Source organism: Algibacter sp. (genome assembly GCF_039977455.1).
Lineage (GTDB): Bacteria > Bacteroidota > Bacteroidia > Flavobacteriales > Flavobacteriaceae > Algibacter_B.
On sequence record NZ_JBDWDG010000006.1, the window covers coordinates 51855 to 68845 of the forward strand.

Below are 16991 nucleotides of genomic sequence, written 5' to 3' on the forward strand. Positions count from 1 at the left end.
CAACGAAAAATATGAGAATTAGAAAAATGAGAATATTGGTTTATTCTAGCCTAATACTAAGTGTGTTATTTGTTGTAGCTTGTTCGTCTTCAAAAACAAAAGATGCTCTTGCTGTAGAAGAGGCTAAACAACCTGTAGATTATATAGATCCTATTATTGGAGCGGTAACTTATGGGAAAAAATCAAAAGATGCTCATGGTTTTGGAAAAACATTTCCAGGTTCGGCAACACCTTTTGGTCTGGTTCAGCTAAGTCCAGATACAGTTTCTGATGGCGATAATGGTCCTGGATATTCATACGAGCACTCAACGATGGAAGGTTTCAGTTTTACACACATGAGTGGTATTGGCTGGTTTGGTGATTTGGGTAATTTTTTGGTTACGCCAACCGTTGGTAAACTACAAACTAACCGTGGTGTAGCTAAAGCACCAGAAAGCGGGTATCGTTCACGTTATTCTCATGATACAGAAACTACAGAAGCCGGTTATTATGCGGTTACTTTAGACGATTATAAAGTTAAGGCCGAATTAACCTCTGCGCCAAGAGCAGGAATTATTCGTTTTACATATCCAGAAAGTGATAGTTCTCGTGTTCAAATCGACTTAGCACGTCGTGTTGGTGGAACTTCAACAGAGCAGTATATAAAGATCGTAAACGAAAACACCATTGAAGGTTGGATGAAATGTCCGCCAGAAGGTGGAGGTTGGGGAGCTGGTGCTGGTAATGCCGATTATGTTGTGTATTTCTACTGCCAGTTTAGTAAGCCGTTAAAAGATTATGGTATCTGGAGTGCCGATTTACCAGATGTAAAACGAAAAATGCGTTGGATAAGAAAAGATAATTATCAAGATGCTATTAAAAATGCAAAAATTTATACAGATAAAACTGAAATGCAAGGCGAACACCTTGGATTTTATACCAATTTTAGCACTAAAGTAGGTGAAGAGGTTTTAGTAAAAAGTGGTATTTCTTTCGTTAGTATTGCAGGTGCCAAAGAAAACCTAGAACACGATATTAACCATTGGGATTTCGATAAAACACGGCAAGAGGCTCGCGATTTATGGAGTAATGCTATAGATAATATTGCTGTTGAAGGTGCTACCGATACCGAAAAAACCATTTTTTACACCTCGTTGTATCATACGTTAATCGACCCTCGTGCATTTTCTGATGTTAACGGGAATTATATTGGTGCCGATAAAAAAGTGCATCAAACAGATGATTTTACATACCGTACTATTTTTAGTGGTTGGGATGTATTTCGTTCACAATTTCCATTACAAACCATAATTAATCCTAGTTTGGTTAACGATGAAATTAATTCGTTGATACAAATGGCAGAATTAAGCGGACGTGGTTATTTACCACGTTGGGAAATGTTAAACTCCTATTCTGGCGTCATGTTAGGTAATCCGGCTGTTTCGGTTATTAACGATGCGTACCAAAAAGGGATTCGTAATTACGATGTTGAAAAGGCGTTTCAATATTCGTTAAATACGGTAAACAATACAGGTAATGGCGAATTAGGGTATTCGAATAAGCATATTTCTAAAACCCTTGAATACTCGTATTCCGATTGGGCTTTGGCAACAATGGCGAAATCCTTAGATAAAAATAATATTGCAGAAACTTACTTCGAAAAAAGTAAAAACTATAAAAATATTTGGAACGAAGAAGTCAATTGGTTTAGAGCTAAAGATAGTTCTGGTACTTGGTTACCTTGGGAAGGAAAAACGAAACATGGTCAAGGTTGTATAGAGAGTAATCCTTATCAGCAGGGGTGGTTTGTACCTCATGATATAGATGGTTTAAAGGAACTAATGGGAGGCGAAGACGCTTTTAAAAATGAATTGATGTCTTTCTTTGAAAACACACCAGAAGATTTCCTTTGGAACAATTATTATAACCATCCTAACGAGCCAGTGCATCACGTACCGTTTATGTTAAATGAAGCGGGGGCTCCTCATTTAACGCAGAAATATACACGTAAAATTTGTGAAAAGGCTTATGGTATAGATGCTTTTGGTTTATGTGGTAATGAAGATGTTGGGCAAATGTCTGCTTGGTACGTTTTAGCTTCAATAGGTATTCATCCCATAAATCCTGGTGATAATAAATACCAAATAACGAGTCCCGTTTTTAACGAAGTTGAAATAAAATTAGATAGCAATTATTACTCCGGTAAAACTTTTAAAATTGTAGCTCATAATAATTCAAAAGAGAACATTTATATCCAGTCTTTAAAATTAAACGGAAAGGCTTTAGATAGATATTATATAACCCATGAAGAAATCGTTTCTGGCGGTGTTTTAGAAATGGACATGGGTATAGAACCTAAAATATAAAAATTAAAAGGGATGAAAGAGGCATTAAAGTTTAAATTAACAAAAAGTATATTAACTGTATTATGCCTCTGCTTATTCATTTCCTGTTCTCAAAATGAAAAGAAAGAAACCAGCATAAATATCTCATCATTATTAAACGAAATGGTAGATCGTGATGCCATTTCTCGCTTTCCAGAAAACAACTTTCGCTTAAAACAAGAAAGTAGTTATAACAGAGCATCAAAAACACCTAATGATACTGTAGGGTGGTTTATAAACCAAGATTTCAACAGAAAAGAAAAAGAAGAGGATGTCAATTTTATTAGAGTTGAAGATATTAACGGTCAAAAAGAATGGGTAATGATGGATCATCAAGGTCCGGGAGCTATTGTACGTACTTGGATGCCATTTTTAAATGCCAAAAAACCAAATACTACTAGTATTATTAAAATATATTTAGACGGTGCCAAAGAACCAACTTTGCAGGGTAATATGCTTGGGCTTTTAAACGGTACAGGTTTGTTTCCTTTTCCGTTTGCGCATAAATCTTTAAGATCGGCAGTATCGTTTTTTCCTATTCCGTATGCTAAAAGCTGTAAAATTACAGTAACAGAGAAGCCTTTCTTCTATCAATTTACCTATCGTGAATACGATGCAGGAACGAACATTAAAACTTTCAGTTTAGAAGAATTTAAAAAAGAAACTGCTTTAATAAAAACAGTAGGAGAAACTTTGTTAACGCCTAAAAACACTTCAGAAGGAAACACATTAAAGTTGGTAGAAACTTTAAATAAAGGTGAAGAAAAATCAGTTTCATTAACTGAAGGTACAAACGCAGTTCGCAATTTATCTTTAAAATTGGAAGACTATAAAGATTCTACCGTTACACGCTCGGTAGTTTTAAAAATGGAGTTTGATGATAAACAAACGGTTTGGTGCCCAATCGGTGATTTTTTTGGAAGCGGTATTGGTTTAAATCCATTTCAAGGTTGGTACAGAACAGTTGCTAGTGACGGTACAATGTCTAGCAGATGGATTATGCCTTATCAAAAATCAGGAAAAATTTCAGTAGTTAATTTAGGTGAGCAACCAGTAAACGTAGAACTTAATGCTACGGTTTCTAATTATACATGGGAGCAAAATAGTATGTATTTCAATGCGGCTTTTAAAGGTGAATATCCGGTTGCAACAAGACCGTTTTCAGATTGGAATTATGTAACCTTAAAAGGTAAAGGTGTTTATGTTGGTGATGCATTAACCATTTGGAACCCTGTAAAAAGATGGTGGGGTGAAGGCGATGAAAAAATTTGGGTTGATGGTGAAGATTTTCCATCGATATTTGGAACAGGAACCGAAGATTACTACGGTTATTCTTGGGGAGGAATGAGTAACGATTTTTATGAACACCCGTTTCATGCGCAACCAAACTCTAACAAATACAATAAAAATAATAGAAAAACTGAAGCTGAATATGGCGACAGAAATACACAAAAATACAGTACAGAAACGCGTACACGTGCTTTAGATGGTATGCCTTTTGGTAGTTCACTTCAATTAGATATGGAAATTTGGAGTTGGACCAAATGCGATATGGAATACGGTGTAGGCGTGTATTGGTATGGTGATTCAAATACAACATCTAACAGAAAAGCAGATTCAGAAGCTATTTTAAAACTTATAAAAACAGAAAAAGTACTAATTAATTAATAATGAAAACAAAAAGCCTCTCAACCCTATTAATAGCATTATTTTCAACCTTCATTTCATTAGCACAAGACACTATTCTTTTAACAAAAGGTTTAATAGTTGGATCTACAGAACAATCTAGACGAAGTATTATTTATAAAGACCCTGTCTTTTACGATTTTATTACACTTAAAAATTATACACCAAAAGAAAACGATAGTATTGGGGTTAATCGAAGAGGTGAAACCGAAAAATGGGAAAAAGCATCAGCCGATGAAAAAGGTGTTTTTAAGAGTAGAAAACTAAGAGGAGGTTATCTGTATGTAACCTACAACTCTCCAGTAGAGGAACTCCGAATTTTAGAAATATCTGGTCATAATGAAGTTTTTGTAAACGGAATTCCTCGTGGTGGTGATGTTTATAATAAACACTTAATATTTCACCCTATTGAAGTTAAAAAAGGTGAAAATACGTTTTTAGTAAAGGGTGGTCGCGGACAGGTTAATATGCAACTATTACCAATTGTAAAACCTGTTTACTTTCTAAAAAGAGACATGACCATTCCAGATTTTTTAACTACGGAAAATGATACAAAAATTGGATCGGTTAGAATATTAAATACCTCAAAAAAAGCATTGAAAAACCTTAAAATTGTAGCTGAAGCTAACGGAAAGGTATTAGAAACAAAAACATCTTCAATTATACCTCTAGCGATGCGTAAGGTGGCTTATAATGTAAAAGATTCGTACACAGAAAAAGATACCGTACGTGTACATTTAAAACTTTATGACAGTAACAAATTAATTGATGAAACATCAGTTTTATACCAGGTAAAAACACCACAAGACCGTTATTCTAGAACCTTTATTTCGGGTATTGATGGGAGTGTACAATATTTTTCGGTTAAAGAAGGCGATTTAAAAACAGATGAAAAACCAGCGATGTTTTTATCTGTTCATGGAGCAAGTGTTGAGGCTAGAAATCAAGCAGCATCTTATAAAGCAAAAGATTGGGGACATGTTTTTGCTCCAACAAACAGAAGACCTTTTGGATTCAATTGGGAAGATTGGGGACGTTGGGATGCTATGGAAGTTCAAAAAATTGCTGAAGATATGTATGGCACAGACCCAAAGCGTACGTATTTAACAGGACACTCAATGGGTGGCCACGGAACTTGGCATTTAGGAGCAACGTTTCCTAATAAATGGGCGGCTATTGCACCTATTTCAGGTTGGTACTCGTTGTTTTCTTATGCTGGTAAAGAAAAAAGAGATGAAGAATCTGCGTTAGAGCACATGTTTACACGATCTAATTATGCCAGTCATACTTTAGAGTTGTCGAGAAATTATTTACATCATGGTGTTTATATTCAGCATGGTGATGCCGATGATGTGGTTTCGGTAGACCAAGCACGTTTTATGAAAAAGCATTTGGCTGAGTTTCATCCTGACTTTGCATATTTAGAATATGAAGATAAAAAACACTGGTTTGGTATCGATTTTCATACCATTTTCGATTATTTCAAATGGCATACCAATCCAGAGAATGATGTGGTGAAAACCTTTGAATTCCGTACGGTTAATCCTGGCGTATCTTCAGAAAGTAGGTATGTCACCTTATATCAACAAGAAAAGTTATTTGAATTTTCAGGTGTTAAGGCCACTCAAAATATTAGAACAGAAAAACAAATTAAGAAAGATGAGTTTTTAAAAACGCGTCATATTTCTATTGAAACAGAAAACTTAAAGAAATTTAAAGTCGATTTAAAACATACGGCAACTTCCGATACATTAAATATAACTATTGATAGTGTTGCATTTAATAATTTAGCGTCAAAAAAAGGAAAAGAAGCGTGGTTCGAGAAAGTAAATAACACATGGGCTTTAAGTGAAGCGCCAACAAGCACTTTCGAAAAAAATCCTAACCGTTACGGTAATTTTAAAGAGGCTTTTAAAAACAATATGCTTTTTGTGTATGGAACCAAAGGTAATGACGCTGAAAATAATTGGGCATTTAACAAAGCACGTTTTGATGCGGAAACGTTTTATTATCGCGGTAACGGATCTATCGATATCATTTCTGATAAAGAATTTTCTCTTAAAAAATATCAAGATCGTTCGGTTATTCTTTACGGTAACGCATCTACAAACAGTGCTTGGAAATTGTTGTTAAAACAAAGTCCTGTTCAAGTAAAACGCAACGAAATAAAAGTTGGCACTAAAACATTTAAAGGCGACCATTATGGTGCCTACTTAACTTACCCAAGAATGGATAGTAACACGGCATCGGTTTCCGTAATTACAGGAACCGGATTAAATGGTTTTAAAGCTACATTACCAAACAAATATTTTGGGTCGGGAACAGATACACCTGATGTTATGATTTTTTCATCTCATGTATTTTCTAATGGTATTGATGGAATTGAAGGTGTTGGCTATTTAGGAAATGATTGGAGCCTAGAAAATGGAGACATTGAATGGAAAAAATAAATACTGGTTTTTTAAAAAAATGCATCATTAAAAGTGTATTACTTGTAACTTTAGTTTTCGCGTTGTTTTCTTGTAAAGAAAAAGCAAAGAAATTAAATGAAATTGCTAAAGCAGAAGTACTAGAAAAGCAACCAAACTTTATTTTTATTATGGTTGACGATTTAGGTAAAGAATGGTTTCCTAGCTATGGCGCGACAGAAATTATCACTCCAAAAATTGATGCACTAGTAAATACCAGTATTAAATTTAACAATGTGTACTCCATGCCACAATGTACACCAAGTCGTGTGGCATTAATAACAGGTCAATACCCTTACAGCAATGGTTGGGTAAACCATTACGATGTGCCACGTTGGGGACATGGTGCAAATTTTGATGCGGATAAAAATCCAAGTTTTGCAAAAGCTTTGCAAAATGCAGGTTACAAAACGTGTATAGCAGGGAAATGGCAAATAAACGATTTTCGTATAGAGCCAAACGCTATGCAAAAAGCAGGTTTTGATGCGTTTTGTATGTGGACAGGTTATGAATCTGGAAATGCACCTAGCGATAACCGATATTGGGATCCGTACATTATTACAAAAGAGGGTCGTAAAACTTATGAAGGTGAATTTGGTCCAGATATATTTTCAGATTTTGTAATCGATTTTATGAATCAGAATAACGAAAATCCGTTCTGCATTTATTATCCAATGGTGTTAACGCATTCACCTTTTGTACACACGCCAAATGAGCCCGAAGCAAAACCAAAGTACGAAAAGCACTTAGCAATGGTGCGTTATACCGATTTTATAATCGGAAAAATTCTTGATAATTTAGAACAAACAGGATTAGATGATAATACGTATTTGGTTTTTACGACAGACAATGGAACTTCGCCATCAATTATAGGAAAAAGAAACGGGAAGTATATTAGAGGAGGAAAAGCTTATTTAACCGAAAACGGTATTAACTCGCCATTTATAGTTAAAACACCAGATAACAAACATTTTACAACAAATGCATTAGTCGATTTTACGGATGTTTTACCAACACTGTTAGATTTGGCAGGTGTAGAACAACAACCAGAATATAAAATTGATGGGCATTCGTTTGCAAATGTATTAACTGATAAAGCAACCAAAAGCGAGCGCGATTATATGCTTTCTATGGGTGGGTTACCAGCACATATTAATAAGGAAGGATGGTTAGAAAACGCCATGCAATTTAGAGATCGTGTACTACGAAATGAAAAGTATAAAGTTTATGTTGATACCTTACAGAACATTCACCGTTTGTACAACTTAGAAAATGATCCGTATGAAACCGAAAACTTAATAGGTGATGCAGAAATGAAACCTGTTTTAAGTGAATTTAAAACACAAGTAGATGCGTTTCCAAAGTTAGATAACAATCCAACATATACTAACTTACCAGGATTGCCAACAGATGTAAAAACCGAATTTTTAGATAAAGCAGTAAACCGTTTAAAACATCGTAAAACTAATATGATGGGATTAGCGACAGAAGAGCAGTTTTTAAAGTTGTCTCAACATGCTGTTGAAACCAAAAAATAAGAAATAACGTGAATGTATTTAAAACCATATCCTGTTTATTATTGCTATGTTGTTTAAGTGTTAATGCACAACAGAAAATATACATTTCAACAACAGGTGATGATGCAAATAGAGGAACAGAAACCGAACCATTAGCCACATTAATAGGCGCAAGAAATGCGATAAGGCAAATCAAGAAAAACCCATCGTTTATAGCACAAAGCTTTCAAGTGGTTATAAAGGATGGTGTTTATTTCATGAAAGCACCTCTAGTTTTATTACCTGAAGATAGCGGGACAGCAGAATATCCAATAATTTATAAAGCCGAAGAAGGAGCGCATCCTGTTTTTAGTGGAGGTAAAATAATAACAGGTTTTACTAAAAATGAAGACGGATTATGGCAAACTACAATACCCGAAACGGCATATTATAAATGGAAATTCGATCAGCTTTATGTTAATAATAAACGTGCAACTTTAGCAAGAACGCCTAATACGGGTTTTATCAAAATAGATACGGTAATTCAACAAATTTGGAAACAAGGGGCTTCAAAAGTAGCGCAAAGAGCGGAACAAAACGTTTTTTTAAACCAAGAAGATTTTAATCTGCTATCTAAAACAAAAGAGGAGGAGCTTGAAAACCTACGTTTTAAGGCCTTTCATAAATGGGATTATACATTAAGACACATAGATGCTTTAAATTTTGATAGTCTTAGTATAGTAACTTCCGGAAAAGGTATGAAACCTTGGAATCCTTTAAAAAAAGGAACTCGTTTAGTTCTTGAAAATTACAAGGCCGCTCTTGATACGGTTGGGGAATGGTTTTTAAATAATAAAGGCACATTATTTTATAAACCTCAAATTGGCGAAACGCTAGAAAACACGGAGATAATTGCACCTGTTCTCGAGAATTTAGTAACGATTTCTGGTAATACCAATACAAATCAATGGGTTAAGCATGTTTATTTTCAAGGGTTAAGTTTTAAACATTGTCATTATAAAATTCCGCCAACAGGATCGGAACCAAATCAAGCAGCAGCAAAATTAAATGCAGCTATTCTACTTGAAGGGGCCCAAAATATAAGCATTACAAACTGCGAAGTTTCAAATGTTGGTCAGCATGCCATTTGGATTGGTAAAGGTTGTAGTTATTCATCTTTAGAAGAAACGTATATTCACAATATTGGCGGAGGAGGCGTTTATTTAGGCGATTTTAAACCTTTAGAAAATAATTTGCACACGCACCATATAACCGTAAATAATAATATTATAAAATCTGGAGGACAAGAATTTCCTGCGGCCGTTGCAGTTTGGGTTGGTCATAGTTCGGATAATAAAATTACACATAACGATATTGCTAACTTTTATTACACCGGAATATCGGTTGGATGGGTTTGGGGTTACAAGCCAAGTTTAGCTAAACGTAATATCATTTCATACAATCATATCCACCATATTGGTTGGGATTTACTGAGCGATATGGCCGGAATTTATACTTTGGGAGCTTCAGAAGGTACCGTGGTCGAAAATAATTTGATTCATCATATACATTCGTATTCTTACGGTGGCTGGGGCATGTATGCCGATGAAGGTTCCTCTGGAATTGTGTTTAGAAATAATTTAGTTTATAACACAAAAACAGGTGGATTTCAGCAGAATTACGGCAAAGGAAATATCGTAAAAAACAACATATTGGCTTACGCTAAAAAGTATCAATTACAATGTACAATAGCGGAAGATCATAAATCGTTTTCATTTACAAATAATATTATTTTGTTTAATGAAGGTATGGTTGCTAAAGGGGCTTGGGACGATGTAGTGGCAGATATCGATAACAATATATATTGGAATGAAAATGGAAATAAATACGATTTCAATAAGCACAGTTTTAAAGATTGGCAGAAAAAAGGTTTTGATGAACATAGCTTTTTAGTAAACCCAAGGTTTAAAAACCCGTTGCAATCCGATTTTAGGTTTCAGAATAAAAGAAGTTATAAAAAAATAGATTTTAAACCTTTTAATTATTCCGAAGCTGGTGTTTTAAGCGATAAGGCTTGGAAGGAAAAAGCAAAATTATCCAATGCAATAAAGGAGAGTTTTGATTTGACAGTTCAGAAAAACATGAAATTAAACCCAAGTAGAGGATAAAATTAATAACCTGATTTTATCTTCAGCTTTAAAAGAAATTAAAAAACTAACAGAAATATAATTCAAGAACGTATGAAAAAATATGTAGTGTTAATGGTGTTAACCATTGTTTTTGCATCATGTACGCAAAAACCAAACCCATCTTTTACACAAGAGCAGGTTTCTATTATTCCTAAACCATCAAGCTTGAATTTAAATAAAGGGTCTTTTAAAATTGAACCTAATACGGAACTTATTACTAATAATGAAAGTCAGCAAAAGGCAGCTAATTATTTAACAGGTTTATTCAGGAAAGCGGCTGGTTTTAATTTAAAATTGCAAAATTCTATTGCCGATGGCGCTATTCTTTTCGAAACTGTTGAGGGTTTAAAAGAAGGAGCTTATAAGTTAGTTGTAACGCCAACGTCAATCAATATAAAAGCAACCGATGAAAGTGGTTTTTTTAATGGAGTACAAACTATTCGTCAATTACTTCCTGTAGAAATAGAAAGTAAAGAAACGGTAGCGGTAGATTGGTTTGTACCAAGCGTTACTATTGAAGATGAACCTCGTTTTAAATGGCGTGGTATGCATAACGATTTAAGTCGTCATTTTATTGATGTAAACGAAGTAAAAGAATTTCTTGATTATTTGGCACTGTATAAAATGAATACGTACCATATGCACTTAACCGATGATCAAGGTTGGAGAATTGAAATAAAAAAATATCCTTTATTAACAGAGAAAGGCGCTTGGAGAACTCCAAACAATCAAGACACCATATGTATAGAACGTGCTCAAGAAAATAAGCTTTACACTATTGATGAAGCTAAGTTTAAAACCATTGATGGCGAACGTAAATATGGCGGTTTTTTTACCCAAGAGCAAATTAAAGACATTGTTGCTTATGCCGATGATAGATGTATTACTGTAGTTCCAGAAATTGATATGCCTGGGCATTTTAAAGCAGCTATAGATAACTACCCATTTTTATCATGTACAGGTCAGTCGGGTTGGGATACCGTTTTTACACATCCAGCATGTTTGGGTAAAGACAGTACTTACGAATTCATGAAAAATATTTTAGATGAAGTTGTTGGTTTATTCCCTTACGAATATATTCATATTGGTGGCGATGAGGTTAATATAGCCTCGTGGAAAGAATGTCCGCATTGTCAAAAAGTAATAAAAGAAAACAACTTAAAAGACGAGCATGAGTTGCAGTCTTTCTTCAACAGAGATATTGAGCAGTTTTTACATTCAAAAGGAAAAAAACTTATGGGATGGGATGAAATTGTTGAAGGTGGTTTAACAAAAGATGCAGCCGTAATGTGGTGGAGAGGTTGGAGACCAGAAGCCCCTAAAAAAGCGGCCGAAAACGGAAACGAATTAGTTATTACACCAACCGATGCCTATTATTTCGATTATTTGAATGAAGGAAATACCTTAGAGAAAATATACAATTACGAGCCCGTTCCTGAGAGTTTTACGGTAGAAGAAGAGGCAAACGTTTTAGGAATTCAGGCTAATTTATGGTCTGAGTGGATTCCAAGTTTTAAACGTTTACAATACCAAGCATTTCCAAGAATGCTAGCTGTTGCAGAAAATGCTTGGGCATCAAAAGAAAATAAAGATTTTGAAGCTTTTAATTCTAGAGTGGAGGCGCAATACCCTCGATTTGATGAATTAGGTGTTTACTATTACATACCTATTGTAAAAGGTTTAGATAAAACTTTAGCAATGGTTGAAAGTACCGAAGTAAAATTAGAATTGGCTTATCCGTTAGATGGTGTTGATATTTATTATACAACCGATGGTTCTATACCAACAAAAGAAACAAATAAATACACAAAACCATTTGTGGTAAACGATACAGTAGAAATTAAAGCTAGAGCGTATAAAGGGGATATTTTTAATGATATTAAGAAAACCAAAGTTGAGAAGAAGCAATTTATACCGGCAGTAAGTGTAGAACCAAAAACAAAAGGTTTAAAACGTTTTTTAATTACAGGAAAGCGTAAAAAAGTAAACGAGGTTTCAATTAATACATCAAAATTTGAAGCTGTAGATAGCGTTGATATTGCTGATTTTAAAGGAAAAAAGCCTGTTAATATGGTTTTTACAGGATATTTTAAAGCCGAAAAAGATGGGATTTACCAATTTGAAACACGTTCTGACGGCGGTGATTACTTATACATAGGCGATACGTTAGTAGTAGATAATAGCGGTTGGCACGGACCTAGAAAACGTTACGGTAACGTGGCTTTAAAGGCAGGATGGCATCCGATTAAAATAACGTATAGACCAAGTGATAACCCAAGAGTTATAAGTGCTTGGTATGGTTTACAAGGTGAAGATAAAACTGCAATTAATAGTTTGGTAACAGGGTTTTAGTTAAAAATAAAAAGATTAAAAAATATGAAGGCATTAAATTTAAGTAAACATATCATTTTAACATGTGTAGTATGTATAAGTATTTTTAGTGTTAATGTTGGAGCACAAAATAACAAAGCCAATCCCTTAATTTTAGATATGGTTCATCATAATCCTGGTGAAACACCATACGTTTCTAAATATAATGATCCTGCGGTTGTGAAAGAAATGGGGTATAATGGTAAAGTGTATTTTCTGTTTGAATCTCCTGCTTTAGCTATTAATTGGGAATCTGTAGATAAGGATATTTTACCAAAAGGTTCAGAAGACCGTAAATGGGTTGATGAAAAAGCAGCACAAATAAAGAAAATGCATGCGGCTTGCAAAGCTGAAGATATGGCAATTTATGCTATGTCGGATTTGGTATTGTTTCCTAAGCGATTAATTGCAAAATATGGTATTGAAAAAACCTTCGGAAACCCTAACGATCCTTTAACTGAAAAATTAATCCGTGCTCAAATTAATGAAATGTTTGATCAGTTTCCAGATCTTGATGGTTTAGTTGTTCGAATAGGAGAAACATACTTACATGATGCGCCATACCATTTAGGGGCTATAGAAGATAAAAAAAATCCTGAAAAAACAATTTCACCTTTAATCAATATATTAAGAGAAGAAATTTGTGTAAAAAGAAACAAACAGTTAATTTTTAGAACTTGGGGCGCTTTTGATACCAAGTTAGATGATTATATGGAAGTGAGTCATGCTGTAGAACCTCATGAAAATTTAATTATAAGTATAAAACATTGTGAAGGTGATTTTCATAGATCAAATGCTTTTAGTAAAGTTATAGGTCAAGGGCGTCATCGTCAAATTATTGAGGTGCAGTCTGCTCGAGAGTACGAAGGAAAAGGAGCGTACCCAAATTACATTGCTAATGGTGTAATTAATGGTTTTGAAGAGCATGCTAGAATGCCAGAAGAACGTATAAATAGTATTCAAGAGTTTGTAGATACTAAACCCGAATTATATGCAGGTGTTTGGACGTGGTCTCGTGGAGGCGGATGGGATGGTCCTTATATTAAAGATGAAATGTGGTGTGATTTAAACTCATGGGTTATGGCTCAATGGGGACAGAATACGGATAGGAGTGAAGAATTTATTTTTAATCGATATGCATCAGAACGTTTGCAGTTAGAAGGTGATGATGTTGCTAAATTTAGAAAGTTATGTTTACTATCTGCTGAAGCTGTTGTTAGAGGTAGAAATAGTACGTATAGAGATATGAATCCGTGGTGGACAAGAGATCAAGGTATTGCATGGCCAATGGTGGTAAAAGGTGAAACAGAGCAGAAGAGAAATTTAGCTCAAAAAGATGAGTCTATTGCTAAATGGAAACAAATCGTGAAATTAGCAAAATCTATTGATTGGCAAAATGATGAAACTACAAATCATGCTATTGGTTCTGCAGAGTACGGTTTTAAATTATACAAAATATACAGAACTTTAGTATATATGAAATATGCCCATGATAACGGAAATACTAAAGCTGTTAAAAAGTGGATTAATGCTTATGATAAAGCTTGGGCAGATTATAATAAATTAGCCGAAGAATACAGTACAATTGCAACATTGTACACCGAGGATTATAAAAGACATATTGCCAATAATGCAGGTGTCAAAGTCAATAAATTGAGAAAATAAATGAAATATTATAGCTTTTTATTACTCGTATTATGTTTTGGAATAACATCCTGTAAGGAAGATAATAAACAGGAAGAAAGTAAGGCTTCTAAAAAAAAACTCACCAGTTACGTTAATACTTTTACAGGTACGGATGGGCCAGGAAATACTTATCCAGGTGCGGTTGTGCCGTTTGGTATGGTACAATTAAGTCCAGATAACGGTTTGCCAGGGTGGGATAGAATTGCGGGTTATTTTTACCCAGATTCTACAATAGCAGGATTTAGCCATACCCATCTGTCTGGTACTGGAGCTGGCGATATGTACGATTTATTGGTCATGCCTTTAAATAGTAAATTTACAGAGAGTTTAACGCCTGAAGGTGCCTACAGACCCTATTCAAAATTTTCTCATGATAAAGAAGAAGCAAGTCCGGGCTATTATTCAGTTGATTTATTAAGCTCAGGAATAAAGGCTGAATTAACAACAACTAAACGGGTAGGTTTTCATCAATATACATTTCCAAAGGACGATAAAAGTCAGATTATTTTAGACTTAGGATATAGTTTAAATTGGGACAAGCCCATGGAAACAAAAATTACTATTGAAGATAATCAAACTATTGTTGGTTACAGAAAATCTAAAGGATGGGCAGCAGACCAACGTGTGTATTTTGTTATGCAATTTTCAAAGCCTTTTGATACGGCACAATTGTTTAATAATACTGAAGAAATTCAAGAGAAAACAGTTCAAGGTCAGTTTACGAAAATAATAGCGCATTATAAAACTTCAGACCATGAAAAAATAAAGGTTAAAGTGGCTCTTTCTTCAGCAAGTATTGACGGTGCAAGAAACAATTTAGCAGCCGAATTACCGCATTGGGATTTTGAAAAAATAGTTAATGAAGCCGATTCGGTTTGGGAAAAATATCTTTCTAAAATTGATGTTCAAGGCACCGATGCTCAAAAAGAATTATTCTATACCAATTTGTATCATGTGTTTTTAACACCTTCGTTACATAGTGATATAGATGGTGCTTATAAGGGAGCCGATGGTAAAAACCACATAGCGAAAGGGTACAACAAGTACGATACGTTTTCTTTGTGGGATACCTTTAGAGCAACACACCCGTTATACACTATTATTGCGCCTAAGGAAACAGAAGATATGATAAAATCATTTTTATCGCACTACGACGAAACAGGTTTATTACCCGTTTGGTCTTTAGCAGGAAACGAAACTAATATGATGATTGGTTACCACGCTGTTCCCGTAATTGTAGATGCTTATTTTAAAGGTATACCTATGAATGCAGAAAAAGCGTTAGAGGCTTGTGTGGCGTCAGCAAATGAAAATGGTAGACAAATTGATGTTTACAAAACATTAGGCTATGTGCCAACGGGAGAGCATCATGAAAATTGGTCTGTTTCAAAAACACTGGAATATGCGTATAACGATTGGTGCATTGCTGAATTTGCTAAAGCACTAGGAGCAGAAGCTATTGCAAAAACGTTCACTAAACGAGCTAATAACTGGAAAAATTTATACGATACTAAATCTACATTTTTTCGTCCAAAAGATGAAGAAGGTCAGTTTGTAAGCCCTTTTTCAGCTAAAGCTTATACCAAAGAGTTTTGTGAAAGTAACGGTTGGCAGTATTTCTGGTTTGTACCGCATGATATTGACGGGTTAGAGGAAGCTGTTGGAAAAGAACAATTTGCCGTTAAATTAGATTCTATGTTTACATATTATCCAGAAGCAAATGATAAATTACCAATTTTTAGTACCGGAATGATTGGCCAATACGCCCACGGAAATGAGCCTAGTCATCATGTAGCATACTTATATAACAATATTGGCGAACCCTCAAAAACCCAAAGTATGGTTCGTAAAATTATTGAAACACAGTACAGCACTAAACCAGATGGTTACTGTGGTAATGAAGATTGCGGACAAATGTCTGCATGGTTAGTTTTCTCTTCAATAGGTATGTATCCTATAAATCCAGCCGATGCGGTGTATAGTTTAACATCACCATACGTTGAAAACGCTTTAATTAACTTGGAAAACGGAAAGCAATTTGAAATAAGTACAGAAAATCAATCTAAAGAAAACAAATATATTCAAGCGATTACTTTAAATGGAAAGCCTTATCCTCAATTAACCATTACGCATAAACAAATATTACAAGGCGGTAAGCTTCATTTTGTATTAGGAAATACGCCCAATAATCAAATAGTAAAAAAATAAATAAGACAACCGATATAGAAGTGTCTAAGCAACCAAATATCACCCTTATCATGGCAGATGATTTGGGGTATGGCGAATTATCTTGTTTCGGAAGTACAAAAGTGAGCACACCAAATTTAGATTAATTAGCTAAAGAAGGTGTTAGATTTACGGATTTTCGTGCAAACGGACCTGTTTGTAGCCAACAAGAGCCGCATTAATGACAGGAAGGTATCAGCAACAATAAGATGTTGAGGGCGTTATTATAGCCAAAAATCATGGGGAGGTTGGTTTAAGTTTAGATGAACTTACTATGGCTGAGGTTTTAAAAAACGAAGGATATTCTTGTGGTATGTTTGGTAAATGACATTTAGGATACGGAGAAGCCTTTAATCCAATTCATCAAGGGTTTATACATTTATTGGGTTTGTAAGCGGAAACATAGATTATAATAGCCATGTAGACCAAGAAGGTCATCTAGATTGGTAGAAAGAGAATAAAATAGATAATGAAGAAGTCTATACGACCGATTTAACTTCAAACTAT

8 protein-coding genes are annotated in these 16991 nt (G+C 34.6%); all 8 read left to right on the forward strand.

What is annotated here, in order from left to right:
- Positions 1–11: 11 nt before the first annotated feature.
- The 8 genes from ABJM36_RS01005 (at position 12) to ABJM36_RS01040 (ending at position 16466) form a co-directional block, all read left to right on the forward strand.
- Positions 12–2345 (forward strand): GH92 family glycosyl hydrolase, encoded by a 2334-nt coding sequence (locus ABJM36_RS01005; protein ID WP_348448257.1) that lies wholly within the window; start codon positions 12–14, stop codon positions 2343–2345.
- A gap of 12 nt (positions 2346–2357) precedes the next feature.
- Complete coding sequence (locus tag ABJM36_RS01010) at positions 2358–4031, forward strand: glycoside hydrolase family 172 protein (protein ID WP_348448259.1); 1674 nt, start codon at positions 2358–2360, stop codon at positions 4029–4031.
- Between the two features lie 2 nt (positions 4032–4033).
- Positions 4034–6499, forward strand: a complete 2466-nt coding sequence (locus ABJM36_RS01015) for a prolyl oligopeptidase family serine peptidase (protein WP_348448261.1) — start codon at positions 4034–4036, stop codon at positions 6497–6499.
- Positions 6487–8055 carry a sulfatase-like hydrolase/transferase gene (locus tag ABJM36_RS01020; protein ID WP_348448263.1) on the forward strand — a complete coding sequence of 523 codons (1569 nt, stop codon included), beginning with the start codon at positions 6487–6489 and terminating at the stop codon, positions 8053–8055. The genes ABJM36_RS01015 and ABJM36_RS01020 overlap by 13 nt, the downstream gene beginning before the upstream one ends.
- A gap of 8 nt (positions 8056–8063) precedes the next feature.
- On the forward strand, positions 8064–10181 hold the full coding sequence (locus ABJM36_RS01025; RefSeq protein ID WP_348448264.1) for a right-handed parallel beta-helix repeat-containing protein: 2118 nt from the start codon (positions 8064–8066) through the stop codon (positions 10179–10181).
- Positions 10182–10253: 72 nt separating this feature from the next.
- Positions 10254–12554: a family 20 glycosylhydrolase gene (locus ABJM36_RS01030; RefSeq protein WP_348448266.1), complete on the forward strand. Its 2301-nt coding sequence runs from the start codon at positions 10254–10256 to the stop codon at positions 12552–12554.
- A 24-nt stretch (positions 12555–12578) separates the two neighbouring features.
- Positions 12579–14237, forward strand: coding sequence for a hypothetical protein (locus ABJM36_RS01035; RefSeq protein WP_348448268.1), 1659 nt, complete (start codon positions 12579–12581; stop codon positions 14235–14237).
- The gene (locus ABJM36_RS01040; RefSeq protein WP_348448270.1) at positions 14238–16466 is read left to right on the forward strand and encodes a GH92 family glycosyl hydrolase; all 2229 of its coding nucleotides are present in this window, start codon (positions 14238–14240) and stop codon (positions 16464–16466) included.
- The last annotated feature ends 525 nt before the right edge of the window (positions 16467–16991 follow it).

Excerpts from the sequence above, each read along its gene's own strand:
- ABJM36_RS01015 (WP_348448261.1), top strand. The coding sequence starts at position 4,034 with ATGAAAACAAAAAGCCTCTCAACCCTATTAATAGCATTATTTTCAACC.
- ABJM36_RS01020 (WP_348448263.1), top strand. The coding sequence starts at position 6,487 with ATGGAAAAAATAAATACTGGTTTTTTAAAAAAATGCATCATTAAAAGT.
- ABJM36_RS01010 (WP_348448259.1), top strand. The coding sequence starts at position 2,358 with ATGAAAGAGGCATTAAAGTTTAAATTAACAAAAAGTATATTAACTGTA.
- ABJM36_RS01040 (WP_348448270.1), top strand. The coding sequence starts at position 14,238 with ATGAAATATTATAGCTTTTTATTACTCGTATTATGTTTTGGAATAACA.
- ABJM36_RS01035 (WP_348448268.1), top strand. The coding sequence starts at position 12,579 with ATGAAGGCATTAAATTTAAGTAAACATATCATTTTAACATGTGTAGTA.
- ABJM36_RS01005 (WP_348448257.1), top strand. The coding sequence starts at position 12 with ATGAGAATTAGAAAAATGAGAATATTGGTTTATTCTAGCCTAATACTA.
- ABJM36_RS01030 (WP_348448266.1), top strand. The coding sequence starts at position 10,254 with ATGAAAAAATATGTAGTGTTAATGGTGTTAACCATTGTTTTTGCATCA.